The organism is Acetobacter okinawensis JCM 25146, from assembly GCF_000613865.1.
GTDB classification, from domain to species: Bacteria; Pseudomonadota; Alphaproteobacteria; order Acetobacterales; family Acetobacteraceae; genus Acetobacter; species Acetobacter okinawensis.
This window is the reverse complement of record NZ_BAJU01000010.1, coordinates 54458-70301: the sequence shown is the minus strand read 5'-3', so window position 1 is coordinate 70301 and position 15844 is coordinate 54458. Positions and strand designations below refer to the sequence as shown.

16 protein-coding genes and 1 pseudogene are annotated in these 15844 nt (G+C 56.9%); 10 read left to right on the top strand and 7 right to left on the bottom strand.

From position 1 onward, the window contains the following. A partial coding sequence (gene miaA / locus JCM25146_RS06695) for a tRNA (adenosine(37)-N6)-dimethylallyltransferase MiaA (RefSeq protein WP_035372111.1) occupies nucleotides 1-514 on the bottom strand: 514 nt, incomplete at its 3' end. A gap of 75 nt (nucleotides 515-589) precedes the next feature. Between miaA and serB the strand changes: the two genes are divergently transcribed. The 4 genes from serB to JCM25146_RS06675 all read left to right on the top strand — a co-directional run bounded on the left by serB (nucleotide 590) and on the right by JCM25146_RS06675 (nucleotide 3269). After that, complete coding sequence (serB, locus tag JCM25146_RS06690; RefSeq protein WP_025826781.1) at nucleotides 590-1477, top strand: phosphoserine phosphatase SerB; 888 nt, start codon at nucleotides 590-592, stop codon at nucleotides 1475-1477. A gap of 43 nt (nucleotides 1478-1520) precedes the next feature. After that, on the top strand, nucleotides 1521-1715 hold the full coding sequence (locus JCM25146_RS06685; protein ID WP_025826779.1) for a hypothetical protein: 195 nt from the start codon (nucleotides 1521-1523) through the stop codon (nucleotides 1713-1715). A 63-nt stretch (nucleotides 1716-1778) separates the two neighbouring features. After that, on the top strand, nucleotides 1779-2045 hold the full coding sequence (locus JCM25146_RS06680; RefSeq protein WP_025826776.1) for a metal-sensing transcriptional repressor: 267 nt from the start codon (nucleotides 1779-1781) through the stop codon (nucleotides 2043-2045). Nucleotides 2046-2057: 12 nt separating this feature from the next. Continuing rightward, nucleotides 2058-3269: an MFS transporter gene (locus tag JCM25146_RS06675; protein ID WP_025826774.1), complete on the top strand. Its 1212-nt coding sequence runs from the start codon at nucleotides 2058-2060 to the stop codon at nucleotides 3267-3269. A 25-nt stretch (nucleotides 3270-3294) separates the two neighbouring features. Here JCM25146_RS06675 and JCM25146_RS06670 read toward each other — a convergent pair whose 3' ends face one another. Beyond that, nucleotides 3295-4182 (bottom strand): mitochondrial fission ELM1 family protein, encoded by an 888-nt coding sequence (locus tag JCM25146_RS06670; protein ID WP_025826772.1) that lies wholly within the window; start codon nucleotides 4180-4182, stop codon nucleotides 3295-3297. A gap of 275 nt (nucleotides 4183-4457) precedes the next feature. On the opposite strand from JCM25146_RS06670, the pseudogene JCM25146_RS24870 reads away from it, so the two are divergent. Together JCM25146_RS24870 and JCM25146_RS24865 are read left to right on the top strand one after the other, a co-directional pair. Next, nucleotides 4458-5002 (top strand): annotated as a pseudogene (locus tag JCM25146_RS24870) (DEAD/DEAH box helicase); the annotation flags it as partial. 48 nt (nucleotides 5003-5050) lie between these two features. After that, on the top strand, nucleotides 5051-5671 hold the full coding sequence (locus JCM25146_RS24865; RefSeq protein ID WP_369347402.1) for a helicase-related protein: 621 nt from the start codon (nucleotides 5051-5053) through the stop codon (nucleotides 5669-5671). Nucleotides 5672-5801: 130 nt separating this feature from the next. Here JCM25146_RS24865 and JCM25146_RS23595 read toward each other — a convergent pair whose 3' ends face one another. After that, a complete protein-coding gene (locus tag JCM25146_RS23595; RefSeq protein WP_051544098.1) occupies nucleotides 5802-6008 on the bottom strand; it encodes a hypothetical protein in 207 nt (68 codons plus the stop codon). Between the two features lie 32 nt (nucleotides 6009-6040). Here JCM25146_RS23595 and JCM25146_RS17825 point away from each other — a divergent pair, with 32 nt between their 5' ends. After that, nucleotides 6041-6898, top strand: a complete 858-nt coding sequence (locus JCM25146_RS17825) for a M14 family metallopeptidase (RefSeq protein ID WP_051544095.1) — start codon at nucleotides 6041-6043, stop codon at nucleotides 6896-6898. A 123-nt stretch (nucleotides 6899-7021) separates the two neighbouring features. Further along, complete coding sequence (locus JCM25146_RS06655; protein ID WP_025826770.1) at nucleotides 7022-7738, top strand: MgtC/SapB family protein; 717 nt, start codon at nucleotides 7022-7024, stop codon at nucleotides 7736-7738. A gap of 73 nt (nucleotides 7739-7811) precedes the next feature. Here JCM25146_RS06655 and JCM25146_RS06650 read toward each other — a convergent pair whose 3' ends face one another. The 4 genes from JCM25146_RS06650 to glyA form a co-directional block, all read right to left on the bottom strand. Beyond that, the gene (locus JCM25146_RS06650) at nucleotides 7812-9107 is read right to left on the bottom strand and encodes a DEAD/DEAH box helicase (protein WP_025826767.1); all 1296 of its coding nucleotides are present in this window, start codon (nucleotides 9105-9107) and stop codon (nucleotides 7812-7814) included. 140 nt (nucleotides 9108-9247) lie between these two features. Beyond that, nucleotides 9248-10243, bottom strand: a complete 996-nt coding sequence (locus tag JCM25146_RS06645; RefSeq protein ID WP_025826765.1) for a glycosyltransferase family 2 protein — start codon at nucleotides 10241-10243, stop codon at nucleotides 9248-9250. Nucleotides 10244-10371: 128 nt separating this feature from the next. Continuing rightward, complete coding sequence (locus JCM25146_RS06640) at nucleotides 10372-12009, bottom strand: hypothetical protein (protein ID WP_148298996.1); 1638 nt, start codon at nucleotides 12007-12009, stop codon at nucleotides 10372-10374. Nucleotides 12010-12304: 295 nt separating this feature from the next. Beyond that, nucleotides 12305-13594, bottom strand: coding sequence for a serine hydroxymethyltransferase (glyA, locus tag JCM25146_RS06635; protein ID WP_025826761.1), 1290 nt, complete (start codon nucleotides 13592-13594; stop codon nucleotides 12305-12307). A 386-nt stretch (nucleotides 13595-13980) separates the two neighbouring features. Between glyA and hemB the strand changes: the two genes are divergently transcribed. Both hemB and JCM25146_RS06620 read left to right on the top strand, forming a co-directional pair. Next, a complete protein-coding gene (gene hemB, locus JCM25146_RS06625) occupies nucleotides 13981-14985 on the top strand; it encodes a porphobilinogen synthase (protein WP_025826758.1) in 1005 nt (334 codons plus the stop codon). 75 nt (nucleotides 14986-15060) lie between these two features. Then, complete coding sequence (locus JCM25146_RS06620; RefSeq protein WP_025826757.1) at nucleotides 15061-15834, top strand: arginyltransferase; 774 nt, start codon at nucleotides 15061-15063, stop codon at nucleotides 15832-15834. Nucleotides 15835-15844: the final 10 nt, after the last annotated feature.

Below are 15844 nucleotides of genomic sequence, written 5' to 3'. Positions count from 1 at the left end.
CCTGCCAGACCTCCCACGCGCGAGCCACGCGCTGCGAATCCACGGGTTTGAGCCGGGCCGCCGTCTGCGGGTCCACCGCCATAAGCCGTGCATGCACGGCTGGAGCCCCTTCTGCCGCCACCAGAGCGCGGGCCGCCTGCTGCACGTCTGGTGCACTTTCAGGTATCTGGGCGAGTCCGTCGGTCAGGGCGCGCATGTACATGCCTGTTCCCCCGCACACTATGGGCAGGCGGCCTGCGCTCCACGCCTGCTGCATGGCTGCCAGAGCCTGCTCGCGCCACCATGCTACACTGCCTTTGTGCGCTGCGGGCAGCACACCGTATAATCTATGGGGGACACGCTGTTCGTCCTGCTCGTTTGGACGAGCGGTCAGCACGCGTAACTCCTGATAAACCTGCATGGAATCCGCGTTAATGACCACGCCGTTCAACCGCTGCGCCAAATCCAGCGCCAGCGCCGATTTGCCCGAGCATGTCGGCCCCGCAAGAATAAGCGCACGGAGTAGGCCGTGCATGTATGGCGGGGCATGGGCGGCGCTTTGGTGTTCTGCTTGCTTCATGCCCGTATTCCTGCCACACACCCAAGTGCCATGACGAGCCTTGTTCTGACCCTTGTTGCCCCCCGCGCGGCAACAACCCTCGATACCGCCACAATCTCCCTCGCGCGGGACATTGTCCGCGCCAGTGGTGAGACCGTTATCCTCTCCTCCGGGGAGGCTGTGGATATTCCATGCCCTTCCACGGCGCGGGACATGCTGCCCCAGTTGCACGCCGAGCTTGGCGGCAAGGTGGATGCGGTCATCACCGCGGCACAGGACCGCCGCAAAAAACTGCTGGTCTCGGACATGGACAGCACCATTGTCGCCAACGAAACGCTGGATGATCTGGCAAGCCTTGCCGGAATCGGGGACAAGGTTGCCGCCATTACCACCCGCTCCATGAATGGCGAGCTGGATTTTGCCACCTCCTTGCGTGAGCGTGTGGCCCTGCTCAAGGGTCTGCCCGTAAGCCTGCTGGAAAAAGCATGGCAGGACGTACGCCTGAACCCTGGCGCAGTAGAACTGGTGCGCACCATGCGCGCACATGGCGCTTATACGGCGCTGGTCTCTGGCGGGTTTACATTTTTCACCTCCCGCGTGGCGGCCCTTTGCGGGTTTGAGGAAAACCACGCCAACACCCTGCTTACCGATGAGAGCGGGCACCTGACCGGCGCTCCCGGCCTGCCCATTCTGGGCGCGCAAACCAAGTTGGACCTGCTGCACAAGCTGACCAGCCACCACGCGCTGGCCAACACGGCCACCCTTGCCATAGGGGATGGCGCCAATGACCTGCCCATGCTGGGTGCGGCAGGGCTTGGCATTGCCTATTTTGCCAAGCCGGTGGTGCGTCAGGCCATAGCGGCGCAGATCAACCACACCTCGCTCCGTACAGCACTGTTCATGCAGGGCTATCCCGCATCTGCCTTTGTCAGCGCATAGTCCGCAACGCCAGAGCTGACCGGAGGAAGGAGAGACAAGCACCATGCAGTTTGACCCAAGGGATATCTCGACCTACCCCATCGTGCGGGTTCTCTGCATTGTACTTGGTGCGGGGCTGATGCTGTATTGTCTGGACTTCTATCTGGCCCTGCCGCAGGACACGCCCGAGCATGTCATGCGGCGCATGGCCGCACTGATTGTTGGCACCATCCTGCTGCTTGGCAGTATCTGGATCTAGGCTGGCATTACACAGCATCCTAGCTTTACGCATTGCCACCCCCTCCCCCCCAGTAGGATGAACATGCCCCACGCAAAACACCCCCAAATCCGCAGGCAACTCCAGCAGGCCCATGGCCACCTTGCCAAGGTGATCGCCATGATGGACGAGGGCCGAAGCTGCTCCACCCTCGCGCAGCAGCTTGAAGCGGTGGAAAGTACAATCCGCAAATCCAAGCGCATGCTGGTGCAGGACCACCTTGAACACTGCATTATCGATGCCATAGCCGCAGGTGAAATGAGCCGCGAGGACGCATTGCAGGCGTTCTCCTCCCTCACAAAATATCTGTAGGGGCAAAAGCACATGCTGCATGTTCTGCGCCACCGCACATACCGGCACCTGTTTGGCGCGCAGCTTGTCGCCCTGACCGGCACCGGCCTTGCAACGGTAGCCCTTGGGCTGCTGGCCTTCCGTATTGCGGGGCAGAATGCCGGGATGGTGCTGGGTACGGCGCTGGCCATAAAAATGCTGGCCTATGTGGGTGTTGCCCCCCTTGCCGCAGCCTTTGCAAACCATCTGCCACGGCGCGCCCTGCTGGTCATGCTTGACCTTGTGCGCGGCCTTGTGGCTGCCTGCCTGCCTTTTGTGAACACGCAGTGGCAGATTTATGTGCTGATTTTTGTCTTGCAGTCCGCCTCCGCCGCGTTCACCCCGACTTTTCAGGCCACCATCCCCGATATTCTGCCTGATGAACGTGAGTATACGGATGCGCTCTCCCTCTCCCGCATTGCTTATGACATGGAGAGTGTGCTCAGCCCGCTGCTGGCTGCGGCCCTGCTGGGGGTCGTATCTTTTCACGCACTTTTTGTCGGCACGGCTTTAGGGTTTTTGTGCTCGGCAGCACTTGTGCTGTCTGTGCCCCTACCATCCCCCCAAACACCCCCGCGGCATGGCGTGCTGGCACGGACAACCCGTGGCATACGCCTCTACCTTGCCACGCCCCGCCTGCGCGGCCTGCTGGCTATTGATATGGCAGTAGCTGCCGCTGCCTCTATTGTGCTGGTCAATACAGTTGTTTACGTGCAGGGGCTTTTTGGACTGGACCAGAGCGCTACGGCTCTGGCTCTGGCCTGTTTTGGCGCAGGTTCGGTCCTTGCTGCTCTGGGGCTGCCGCGTGTGCTGGAACGCATGGCCGACCGCACCGTCATGCTCGGTGGGGCCTGCGTGCTGTGTGTGGGGGCCTGTCTGGCCAATTGGGTACCAAATTACGGCTGGCTGCTCCCCTTATGGGGCGTGCTGGGGGTTGGTTATTCTGTTGCACTCACGCCCTCCGGCCGCCTGCTCCGCCGCTCCGGCACACCAGAAGACCGACCGGCTCTGTTTGCCGCCCAGTTTTCGCTCTCCCATCTCTGCTGGCTGCTGGCCTACCCTGTAGCCGGGCGCATGGGGGCTGCTTTTGGCCTGCCTGCCGCGGCACTGGGGCTAGGCTTGCTGGCCGCCATAGCAACCGGTGTAGCCTGCCTAATATGGCCATCACATGATGAGGGTACGACCACTCTCCCCACACGCCTGTAAACGCACGGTTGATTGGGAACCTCTGTTAAAAACCCAGCCTGTTGTGCATCTCGCCCACAAGGTCTGCCGTGTCATCTAACGGCGTGACATACCAAGGTGCAGGCAGGCGCACCGCACTCTCGCCCAGTACACGCACACGCCCGGCCAGCTCCAGTTCCTCCACAAACTCACTAATCCGGCGGGATTTGCCCGGAAGCGGAAAAACCGTGACTGGTGCACGCCCTGCCACGGATTCGGACATCATGGAAACACTGTCTATGGTCACAAGCAGGTTGTCCGCGCAGGCAATCAGCCCGATGTAGGGGTTATCTCCTTCCCCATCCCAGACAAAGCCGCCTGCGGGCTCTATAATTTCCTTCAGCGCGGCAAGTGCCTGCGGGTCCGTCCGGCGCGAGGCGGTAACAATCAGGCTCCCGCCTTCATCCTGCCGGGTCTGCACCAGCACGGTAGCCAGCCTGCGGGCTTCTGCCTCCCCCAGTTGGAAGCGCCCGTTGGAACCTCCCACAAAGGCCGCCACAAGCGGGCGGGGCAGATGGGCAAGCCGTGGTTCCCATTCCTGCTTGGCGTGCGCCAGTTCCTCGGGGGTTAATCCATGCAGAGCAGTGCGGCCCAAAAGCACATTGGGGCCAGAAATATCATCATGGCGGCAGGCAATAATCAGGTCAAAACGCGCAAGAGACTGCCGGGGGTTCTGAATCTGCACCACAGGGCGGCAATGGGCGCGCAGGGCAGCACCAATAGCGCCCCCCTTGCCACCAACGCTGATGACCACATCCGAACGCAGCAGGTCTGCGTGGGACTCCAGAGTCTGCCCTTCGCTACCACGCAGGCAGGAGCGGCCGAGCCAGCGCGGACCAGCCAACGCCATACGCGCCATGCGGCTGGGGCATACGGGCTGGAACGTGCCATCCACCCTGCACGGTGGGCCAGCCCCAATGCCTGCGAACGCATGCCAGCAAAGTTCTCCCCCACCACAAAAGCATGGGGCCGGGGGAGGGGCAAAACCTCCGCCGTGTCTGAACCAGTTTGCGCACCTGCATACATTGCGCTCGCCATAACGCGCATTCCTCCGCTACACATCGGCCTTTGCAACCATGCGCCCTGCATGGCCCGCTTTGTCCTTGCAACCTGATTGCCTTTAAAAGCAAGGCACTTGTACGCATTACAGACCACGAGAAAGGCAACACTATGTCCGCTAGCTTCAAGGAGACGGGTCTTTCCCCTGCCCTTTGCGCCCACGCACAACAGGCAGGCATGGTGCAGCCAACCCCTATTCAGCTTGCCGCCATTCCCCCCGCGCTGGAAGGGCGGGACATTCTGGCCATTGCCCCGACCGGTACGGGCAAAACCGCAGCATACGCCCTGCCCATGCTGCACAGGCTGCTCAAGCGCGCAAACCCCGCACCTTGCTGGTTATGGTGCCAACGCGGGAGCTGGTGTTGCAAACAGCCAAGGTTTTTAGGGCATGTATGGGAGAGAGCAGCAAAAAAACGGCCAGCACCAAACCTGCAAGCCTGCCCATAATCTGCCTGTTTGGCGGCGCAGACCGCGACGAACAGGGTGACGAACTGCTCCAGACCAGCGGCATGACGCGCATTCTCATTGCAACGCCGGGCCGCCTGCTGGACTTTATCGGCACTGGTACGTGCGACCTCTCGGACTGTTTTCAACTGGTCATGGACGAGAGCGACCGCCTGTTCACCCATGAGTTTGAGGAAGAAACACGAACCATCCTCAACTACCTGCCCACGCCACGCCAGACACTGGCATTTTCTGCCACGATGCCCCCAGCATGCAAAACCATGCTGGCCGCTCTTGTTTACAAGCCGGTTGAACTGAGTGTGGAAAAACCACCCGAGGAACGCCCCGCCATCCGTCAGGGTGTGCTGTTTTTGGAAGATGAGCAGAAAACCGCTTTCCTCAAGACCTTTTTTGGCCGCAGTCCCAAAACACGCAGCATTGTTTTTGTCCGCACCAAGGCCGAGGCCGATGTACTGGCCTCAACACTTAAAAAAGCACGGCTGGCCGTAGCACCCCTGCATGGCGACCTGACGCAGGACAAACGCACCAGCACGGTAGCCAGCTTTGGCTCGGGCCGCCTGTTTGTTCTGGTTGCAACAGATGTTGCGGCACGCGGGCTGGATATTGCCTCGGTTGCGCAGGTTATCAATTACGATGTGCCCGAACTGCCCGAAACCTACCTGCACCGCATTGGCCGCACTGGCCGTGCCGGGCAGAAAGGCTCTGCCCTGACCCTGTGCTCCGGGGCCGAGCGCAAACTTTTGCGGCAGGTGGAGGTGGGTGCCCATGTTAAACTACGAGTACTCAGCACGGAGCAGGCCCTCCCCCCCGTAGCCGCCCAGACCGCACGACAGGGCAAACCCCGCCCGACACGCACGTAAAACACGCAAGCACCCGTAACCCGACGCGGGAGGGATTGCAGCCACGCGCAACCCGAACCATACTCGGGTTTATGTGGTGCAGTTCCTTCCTCCCTCACCCATTCTACCGCGCTCTTGGGGCATCGGTGCGTTACGGCGCACCCGACGCAGCATGAGCTGCGCTTCCAAACGCCTCCGTAGTGGCCAAAACACCTACCGTTTTTGCACCCTGCCCGAGACCCTGCCGCCTTCCCTGCCGCCCCTCCCCCATGCTGCCCCCCATGGTCCATTGCCAGACCTGACACCATGGGTGCAGGGCAACTGCGGCATAAAAGGCGTGCATCATTTTGAAAGCCATAAGCCGGCCCCCATGTTGCCATTACGGCACTCATGCATGGTAACGAGTATGCTGGTGCACAGGCGCTGGCCAGCATACTGGCCAACCCGCCCAGCCCCCCATATGGGCGGCTGAGCCTGATTTTTCTTAATCTGGACGCTTATGCAGCGTTTGACCTGCGCCGCCCCTCCCAATGCCGCTATATTGAGGAGGACATGAACAGGCTGTGGATGCCTGAACTCATTCGGTCTGAGCATACATCACTGGAAATGCGCCGGGTGCGCGAGCTTGTACCCGTGATCGACACTGTGGATGTCCTGCTTGACCTGCACTCCATGACGTGGCCCTCCGCAACCCTGCTGCTCACCAGCATGGCCGAGCGGAACCTGGTCATGGCCAGCGCACTGGCACATGGCCAGCCCACCCCCTTGCAGGTTGTGCTCGATCAGGGGCACCCTACTGGCACACGACTGATTGACTACAAGCGGTTTTCCGACCCTGTAGGCACCGCGCGCGCCTGCCTGCTGGAAGCCGGGCAACACTGGACCCGGAGCGCCGTTGTGCAAAGCGAGACCACGGCCCGCGTTTTTCTGGCCCAGAACGGCATGCTCCCCAAAGAGCCCGCCAGTTCTGGCACGCCCCGGCAACACGGAGCAGCACCCCCCGCCACCACTGAGGCCTCACACCCCGGCGTCTGCGCCATGGTCACGGACTGCGTGGAAGCCCACACGGCGGGGTTTGCCTTCCTCCGCCCCTTTACAGGGGGCGAGATTATCAAACATGCAGGCACACTTATTGCTGTGGACGGCATGGACGAAATTCGCACGCCTTACGACAACTGCATGCTGGTCATACCCAACCTGCGCCCCCGTCGGGGACACACAGCTGTGCGGCTGGCGCGCATTCTTTAATCCGGCGCACAAAAACCGCAGCCCCACCACCGCTTGACACCCGCACCATCCCTGAGCACCCTGCCCTGCGACATGGGCGCACTGCTTGCTCCAGCGCCGTGTTTTTAATGGGAACGCCACCCGATGCATTTTATCACTACATTCGATTCACACTCTTTTCGCGATACGTTTATCAGCTACCTCTCCGCCTTTGTTTTTGGCACGCTTATTGGTGCAGAGCGGCAGTACCGGCAGCGTACGGCGGGCCTGCGCACCAATGCACTGGTCGCCCTTGGGGCCGCAGCTTTTGTGGACCTGGCCCAGCATCTGGCAGGCAGCGCGGATGCGGTGCGGGTTATTGCCTATGTAGTCTCTGGCGTTGGTTTTCTGGGCGCTGGGGTAATTATGAAGGACGGCGCCAATGTGCGCGGCCTCAATACGGCAGCCACCTTATGGTGTTCTGCGGCTGTGGGGGCCTGCTCCGGCACCGACATGGTGGCAGAAGCAGGCATGCTCACGCTCTTTATTATCGCGGGCAACACCCTGCTGCGCCCATTGGTGCGGGCAATTGACCGCATTCCTGTTGCCAGCCAATCGGAGGAGGCCACTTACTCCGTCAGTGTGCTCACCGACCACGCCCATGCAGGCCAGTTGCGTGACCTTGTTGTGGACAGGCTGGAAGAGGCCCGCTTTCCCGTGGCGGAAGTTGAACTTTCCGACCACGCACAGGGCAGTGTGGAAATTTCAGCGACCCTGAGCAGCAACGTGCTGGACACGGACGAGCTGGAAAAAGTGGTTAATCGTCTGGAGGACGAACAGGGCGTAACACACGCAACGTGGCTAACCGAGCGGGAAAACTAGGCCCTACACCCGTACTTCTGCCAAGCGTCAGGCGTAACACGCATGCCTGACGCCCATCCGGCAAAGACGGTGTTCAGCTCCCCGCTTTTGCCTGCTGTGCCGCAGCGCGGGCTGCTGCTTTTTCTTCCTCGGTCCATGCTTTGCGCTCACGCTTTTGCTGCGGCGGCTTGACCTGCTTGACTGGCCCACCACCCAGCACGGGTGCGCGCATGGTGGAGTTTTGCGCCGCATCCGAGTGCCAGGGGTGGTCGGCCTGCACATCCAGCTTGCGACCAATTTCGCGTTCTACGTCATGCAGCCATGCACGCTGTTCCGCATCGCACAGGGTAATGGCAAAACCACTGCGCCCGGCACGGCCAGTGCGGCCAATGCGATGGACGTAGCTTTCTGGCAGGCTTGGCAGGTCATGGTTGAACACATGCGTGACCGTGTCCACATCAATGCCGCGGGCGGCAATGTCGGTCGCCACAAGCACCTGCGCAGCCCCGGTGCGAAAAGCCTCCAGAGCACGCTCGCGCTGGCCCTGCGACTTGTTGCCATGCAGGGCTTCGGCCGTAATGCCTGCGTCCGTAATAAAAGCGCACACTTCGTTGGCAATGTTCTTTTGCAAGGTAAAGACCACCGCCTGCCCCATATCCGGCGTTTGCAGCAGGGATAAAAGGGCTTCCTTTTTATTGGCCGCGTCCATGAACATGACCGACTGCTCAATCCGGTCCACCGTGGTGGAGGGGGGAGCAATCTCCACCTTTGCAGGGTCACGCAGCAGGCTTTCTGCCAATGCGGCAATGGATTTGGGCATTGTTGCAGACAGCAGCACCGTATGCCGCTCGTGCGGCAGGGTGGCTACAATACGCTCGATCGGCTTGGCAAAGCCCATGTCCAGCATCTGGTCAGCCTCATCCAGCACCAAGGCTTCCAGTTGGGAGAGGTCGCACAGCCCCTGCTCCACCAGATCCAGCAGACGGCCGGGGGCTGCGACAATAATATCCACCCCGTCCTTGAGCGCATTGACCTGATGCATTTGCGCAACGCCACCAAAAATGGTGGTGACGCGGGGTTTAATGTGGCGACCAAAACTCTCAAACCCATCTGCAATCTGGGAGACCAGCTCGCGCGTAGGGGCCAGCACCAGCACACGCGCCCCATTTTTGGGAGCTGGCCGGGGTGTTTGCGCCAGACGATGTAGCAATGGCAGCGCAAAAGCTGCGGTTTTGCCCGTGCCGGTCTGGGCCATGCCCAGCAGGTCGCGCCCCTGCAACAGCAAAGGAATAGACTGGGCCTGAATGGGAGTGGGGTTGGTATACCCTTCCTCTGCCAGAGCATCCAGCAAAGGCTGGGTCAGGGCGAGGTCGGCAAAAGTTATGGACATGGTCACGCAGCGCCTCCGGCGCTAATCAGGCTGCACCGTTTCGGGCTTCGCTGGGTTCGGGGAAGCAGAGATTTACGGGGGGTGGGCCTCCGCGTCAACGCGGAAGCGACGAACTGTCACACACAACATAATTCTTAATCTTAAGGTTCGGAAACCGCAGAAGACATCGCAATGGCCTGCTCATCGGGCATGCGTGGAGGAGCAGGTAGAGCCAGATAAGCAAGACGCTTTGCCTCCCGGCGGCCCAGCGCAACACTGTCCAGCACAAGTCCGCACCCCATGGACAAGGCCGCCAATATAACCAAACCCGTAGCCAGCAGTGCCGTAGGCAGACGCTGCACTAACCCGGTGTGGAAAAAATCCAAGACAACAGGAATACCCAGCCCCATGCCACACACCAGCATAATGGCGCACAGGATGCTGAAAAACATCAAAGGCCGTTCCTGTTTAACCAAGTTAATAATCATCCCTAAAATACGAAAACCATCGCGATACGTATTGAGTTTGGACGCAGAACCCGGCGGACGTTCCACGTAGCGAGTAGGCAGTTCACCAATAGGCATCGCCAGTTCAAGCGCGTGCACTGTAAATTCTGTTTCCGTCTCAAACCCCGAAGAAAGTGCGGGGAAAGACTTTACAAATCTACGGGAAAAAACCCGGTAGCCAGAGAGCATGTCTGACAGCCTGCGCCCGAATACACTTGTGACCAGCCCGGTTAAAACCCTGTTACCAAGAACGTGGCCGCGCCTGTAAGCATCCACACGGTCCGTTACCCGCGCGCCGTTCACCATATCCAACCCATGACCGTAAGCCATGCCAAGCATTTCTGGTGCAGAGCTCGGGTCATAGGTTGCATCCCCATCCACGAGAACATAGAAGTCGGCATCAATATCGGAGAACATCCTCCGGATCACAAAGCCTTTGCCCTGAAGGGATTCCGATCTGACAATTGCACCTGCTGCACGGGCCAGTTTTACTGTCTGATCTGTAGAGTTATTATCGTAAACATAAATGGACGCATGTGGCAGAGCCGCCCGGAAACCGTTAACAACAGAGGCAATAGTGACCTCCTCATTATAGCACGGAATTAAAACAACGACTTTGATATCAGATGGAAATAACTTCAAAATACCCATGGAACTATTTACACTCTATTATATGATATAAAAACAACATATTCCCGTTTTACACCGACCATGCTGCCCAATCCTTTGGCAGATATTTATTTGATTTCCTCCGTGTTGTATATGCTGTTTCATAAAATTCATTTTTTCTCACATGTAGTCTTCGGTACATTTTGCACGTTCAGTTTATACACAACAAACCCATCTTCCAGATACCCATTGGGGTAACGCGCGATTTCGTGAGCATTCATTAAAAATCTTTTTTTCTGTTCAGATGTAATTGTAAACGTCCATTGATTGTACATGTAGTGTCGTACGAACTCTTCCTGATCCTCATCCATTATATTGGTGATTTTTGAGGTAAATTCTTTTGTTTTATTCGAATCATTCACAATTAAAATTAACGGAGGATATTCAGAGCAGGCCGCCAACTTTTGCGCGGCAGTCAGCAGATCATCCAAATTGTAATTAAAGACGCCACGATATGGAACAACATAGTCAAAATCATTCAAAGACATCATAAAGACTGGTTTTTTTGTATAATATGGCATGGCCTCCAATGTGTAATCCAGAGACGACAGCATTGGTGACTCTTTAATATCGTCATGCATTTTCATAAATGCATAGAACTCTTTTGACCTGCTATTGGGTTCGATCAACTCATGAAAACTCAGGAGCAAAGACAACAGACACTGAATACCAAGCATTGTATAAAAAGATGCAAGCCCGATATTATTGATTGTTTTTTTATGAACTGCCTGAGCGTTATTTTTTTTCATCCAGGCCAATGCAAAAACAAGCATGATCCACAGGGCCTGATGCCTGTATTCCCCCGGATATACGACGTAAAAGAAAGCAGAGAGCCCCACCATGACTAAAATGGCAACGGAAAACAAAAAAACATCACCCCAAAGCATTAAGGTGGAAAGTGCAATAGAAAGATATGATATTACACTTATAATTTTATATACAGATTTTGATAATGGGCCATGACCTAAATACGAAAAAATATAATCTTTAAAATCATAGAGCGTTAAGTGCTGAAAAAAATAAAAATCATGATTGAATGCAATTTTTATTGGACGCACTGCAGCCAGATCATAGCGTGTTGGATAAATTGTTCCAAAACACACAAAAAAACCAAGAATACCTACCATGCTATTCATGACCGTTTTGCGTGTATCGTCAGTCCATTTTTTTCCATTCTGATACCAAGCATTTAATGGCCAAAGGCATGAGAACGCCAGAACAATAAGAGATGAATGAACATTGGTGTTAGCCAGAAAAAATAGTATTGGTCCACTCAGTATGTATTTATATTTTTTGCTATTCATGACCAATGGAAGAGCAAGCATAAGCAATGCACTCATTCCATAATTCCTGCACATAACCGTATATTCGTACAGTAATGGATAGCCAAATGCCATCATAATTTTAATTTTAAAATTAAACGGAGATAGAAAAATAATTATTAATACTGTTAAAAACGAAATAAAAAATGACGAAATCGGCAAAACCCAGTAAGATTCCGTAATCCAATAAAAAAACTGTTCTATTTTATACATCAAAAATGGATGAGGGTTCCCCAGAAGATGAAGTCTTGATGTCGTCCCGATGGCAAGCATGAAATTACGTACTTCATCACGCCACATGGCATGATGAAAAATCAGAAACACCGCAACAAGAGACCAAGATACAAGCAGAATCAGATTTTTTATTTTTTTATTGTTGCGAAGAAAATAATTATTCATTTCAACCACTCGGGAATACTTACGCAAAAAATGTTGCAGGAATAAACGACATATCTTTTAAAGCCCTCAACAAACTGCAACAATTTTTCAAAACATCGATCTGAACCAAGGCGTTCGGGATTACGCCCATGCTTTAAAACAGCATACCAGCCAAAAGATATCCCTGGGCCTATCAGGCAGGACTGTTACCACTCACAGGGAAGACATGCTTCCAAACGCCCTGCTATGGCCAATACAAACTCAAGGACTTCTCCAGTCACCAAAAAGGCGCGGGAGAAGCCTCTCGCGCCTTTCTAATAACTTTACCGTAAAAAGCGGTGACTTAACGCGAATAAATAGGGAAACGCGCGCACAGGGCCTTTACACGTTCATGCACGGCATTTTCCACCACCGCATCACCTTCACCACCAGAAGCGGCAAGGGCTGTCAGCACTTCATCAATCATTTCACCGACCTGACGAAACTCTTCCTCACGGAAGCCGCGTGCGGTCGCTGCCGGGCTACCCAGACGCACGCCAGAGGTAATGGCGGGTTTTTCGGGGTCAAACGGAATGGCGTTTTTGTTGGCCGTAATGCCTGCACGCTCCAGAGCCTGCTCGGCAGCCTTGCCGGTCACCTTTTTGGGGCGCAGGTCCACGAGCAGCAGGTGGGAATCCGTGCCACCCGTCACAATGTCAAACCCGCGTTCCACCAGAACTTCTGCCAGCACGGCAGCGTTCTTCTGCACCGCTTTCTGGTATTCCTTGAACTCAGGGCGCAGGGCCTCACCAAACGCCACGGCCTTGCCTGCAATAACATGCATGAGCGGGCCGCCCTGCAGACCGGGGAACACGGCGGAGTTGATCTTTTTGGCCAACGCTTCGCTGTTGGTCAGGATCACACCACCGCGCGGGCCGCGCAGGGTTTTGTGGGTCGTGGATGTGACCACATCCGCATATTCCAGCGGGTTGGGGTACAGACCCGCAGCCACCAGACCAGCAAAATGGGCCATATCGACCATAAGCTGCGCACCCACTTCGTCCGCAATGCGGCGGAAACGGGCGAAGTCGATAATGCGGGGATAGGCAGAACCACCAGCCACAATAATGGAGGGCTTGTGTTCGCGCGCAAGGCTTTCCATCTGGTCATAGTCCAGAATGCCGTCCTGCTGGCGCACGCCATACTGCACGGCATTGAACCACTTGCCAGAATAGTTGGGGGCTGCACCGTGGGTCAGGTGGCCACCAGCAGCAAGGCTCATGCCCAGCACGGTATCTCCCGGCTTGCCCATGGCCATGAATGCCGCCTGATTGGCATTTGCGCCAGAATGGGGCTGCACATTGGCATAAGCCGCACCAAACAGCGTTTTTACGCGTTCAATGGCCAGCGTTTCCACCTTGTCCACTTCCACGCAGCCACCATAATAGCGGCGTCCGGGGTAGCCTTCGGCGTATTTGTTGGTCAGCACACTGCCCTGCGCCTGCAAAACGGCCTCGGAGGCCATGTTTTCGCTGGCAATCAATTCAATGCCATCTTGCTGACGGGTCAACTCGGCGGCAATGGCGGACGCAACGTCCGGATCCGTCTGGGTCAGCGGCGCATGAAAAAAACGGTCCAGATCCGTGTGGCTCATTCGGGTGTTTCCTCAAAATCAAACTGTCGTCTGGCAGCAGGCCCGCTTCCATAACAGACAAAAGCACAGGAAGCTCTCTTACCCCGTTCCGCCCGCCCCTGACAGGAGAAAAAAGTCAAAAAAGCAGGCCCCCACCCCTTGTGGTTTCCTGCTTTTACACGCAGCCCGCGCCGGGATAAACCGTAAATCATGCCCGTGCGCAAAACGCACACTGCCCCCATGCCCGTACCCCCGCCCTCAGCGGGGCTGATCCTTGCCGCACCGGGGTTGCATAACATGAGCATGAGCGCATACTCCGCCCGTCTTATTCACCCCCGTTTGTTCTGCCTAGGTGCCGGACCACAGGTCTGGCCCCATGGCAGGCACCGTGCAAGGAGATCCCGCCCATGATGGCTGGTCGTTTCCCTTTGACCCGCCCGCGCCGCAACCGGTTTGACGATGCGACACGCCGCCTGGTTGCCGAAAATTCACTGGGTATCAGCAACCTGATCTGGCCAATTTTTTTCATGGAGGGGTCGGGTGTCACAACCGAAGTCTCCTCCATGCCCGGCGCACACCGCGTAACACTCGACCGTCTGGCCAAGCATGTGGAGCCCGCGGCCAAGCTGGGCATTCCAGCCCTTGCCCTGTTCCCCATCACTCCGGCTGAAGCGCGGGACGAACGGGGGACCGAAGCCCTGAACCCCGACAACCTGATGTGTCGGGCGGCCAGACTGCTGAAAAAAGAATTCCCCGACATGGCGCTGATCGGCGATGTCGCGCTCGACCCCTACACCAGCCACGGCCATGACGGGCTGATAGAAGGCGGCTACGTGGTCAATGAGGCATCGGTCCAGATTCTGTCCCAGCAGGCAGTCAATCAGGCTATGGCAGGGGTGGATATTATTGCCCCATCAGACATGATGGACGGCCGTATTAGCGTGATCCGTCAGGACTTGGATGCCAATGACCTGATCAATACCCGCATCATGTCGTATGCCGCCAAATATGCCTCCGCCTTCTACGGTCCGTTCCGTGATGCGCTGGGTTCTGGCGGCCTGCTCAAGGGGGACAAAAAGACCTACCAGATGGACCCCGCCAACAGCGACGAGGCCCTGCGTGAAGTGGAAATGGACATTGCAGAAGGGGCTGACATGGTTATGGTCAAACCCGGCATGCCTTATCTGGACATTATCCGCCGCGTAAAAGACACCTTCAGCGTGCCGACTTTTGCGTATCAGGTCTCGGGAGAATATGCGATGCTCATGGCAGCCATCAACAATGGCTGGCTCGACCGTGACCGCGCCATCATGGAAAGTCTGATGGCTTTCCGTCGTGCGGGTGCCAATGGTGTACTCACGTATTTTGCCATTGAAGCCGCACAGCATATTCGGGAAAGATCGGGCCTGTAACCACCTCGCCTGGCCCGCGCCGGGCATAAGCGGGTCAGCCCGTGCTGACCCGCCATGCATCCGGGATTGCCAACCATGACGTCTCCGCTGCGCAATCCGCAGTTTTTTTACACCACTACTGCTCTGCCATGCCCGTACCTGCCTGCACGCATGGAGCGTAAGATACTGGCTGATCTGGCCGTCCCCGATGCCGACACCCTGCACAGCCGCCTGTCCGCCAGAGGGTTCCGGCGCAGCCACACGCTGGCTTACGCCCCTTTGTGCGAGGGCTGCTCGGCCTGTATTCCCATCCGCCTGCCCGTAGCGGCCTTTACCCCCAACCGCACACAAAAACGGGTATGGAACCGCAATGCGGACTTAACGGCCCATCTGCTGCCAGCAGTAGCCACAGGGGAGCAGTACACGCTGTTCCGCGACTACCTGAACACCCGCCACGCAGAAGGCGAAATGGCGAACATGGGGCCGCGCGACTACCGGATTATGGTGGAAGAAACCACGGTTGATACGCAGATCATAGAATTCCGCACACCGGACCAAAAGCTGGTCGCCGTCAGCCTGACCGATACGCTCGATGATGGGCTATCGGCTGTGTACAGCTTTTACGACCCCCAGCAGACAACCCGCTCGCTGGGTGTGTACGTTGTGCTGTTTCTAATCCGCCAGACGCTACTACTTGGCCGACCGTATCTGTACCTTGGCTACTGGATTCCGGGCAGCCCCAAGATGGCCTATAAAAGCCGCTTCCGCCCGGCAGAAATCCTGCGTCAGGATGTCTGGCAGACACTGGAGCCAGACCAGCCCGTCTGCACAGGGCGCAGCGCCCTGTTCCCTGACGCACCGCTGTTTTAACAACCGGGGG

Excerpts from the sequence above, each read along its gene's own strand:
- serB (WP_025826781.1), top strand. The coding sequence starts at position 590 with ATGACGAGCCTTGTTCTGACCCTTGTTGCCCCCCGCGCGGCAACAACC.
- JCM25146_RS06685 (WP_025826779.1), top strand. The coding sequence starts at position 1,521 with ATGCAGTTTGACCCAAGGGATATCTCGACCTACCCCATCGTGCGGGTT.
- JCM25146_RS06680 (WP_025826776.1), top strand. The coding sequence starts at position 1,779 with ATGCCCCACGCAAAACACCCCCAAATCCGCAGGCAACTCCAGCAGGCC.
- JCM25146_RS06675 (WP_025826774.1), top strand. The coding sequence starts at position 2,058 with ATGCTGCATGTTCTGCGCCACCGCACATACCGGCACCTGTTTGGCGCG.
- JCM25146_RS24865 (WP_369347402.1), top strand. The coding sequence starts at position 5,051 with ATGCCCCCAGCATGCAAAACCATGCTGGCCGCTCTTGTTTACAAGCCG.
- JCM25146_RS23595 (WP_051544098.1), bottom strand. The coding sequence starts at position 6,008 with ATGGCTTTCAAAATGATGCACGCCTTTTATGCCGCAGTTGCCCTGCAC.
- JCM25146_RS17825 (WP_051544095.1), top strand. The coding sequence starts at position 6,041 with ATGCATGGTAACGAGTATGCTGGTGCACAGGCGCTGGCCAGCATACTG.
- JCM25146_RS06655 (WP_025826770.1), top strand. The coding sequence starts at position 7,022 with ATGCATTTTATCACTACATTCGATTCACACTCTTTTCGCGATACGTTT.
- JCM25146_RS06650 (WP_025826767.1), bottom strand. The coding sequence starts at position 9,107 with ATGTCCATAACTTTTGCCGACCTCGCCCTGACCCAGCCTTTGCTGGAT.
- JCM25146_RS06645 (WP_025826765.1), bottom strand. The coding sequence starts at position 10,243 with ATGGGTATTTTGAAGTTATTTCCATCTGATATCAAAGTCGTTGTTTTA.
- glyA (WP_025826761.1), bottom strand. The coding sequence starts at position 13,594 with ATGAGCCACACGGATCTGGACCGTTTTTTTCATGCGCCGCTGACCCAG.
- hemB (WP_025826758.1), top strand. The coding sequence starts at position 13,981 with ATGATGGCTGGTCGTTTCCCTTTGACCCGCCCGCGCCGCAACCGGTTT.
- JCM25146_RS06620 (WP_025826757.1), top strand. The coding sequence starts at position 15,061 with ATGACGTCTCCGCTGCGCAATCCGCAGTTTTTTTACACCACTACTGCT.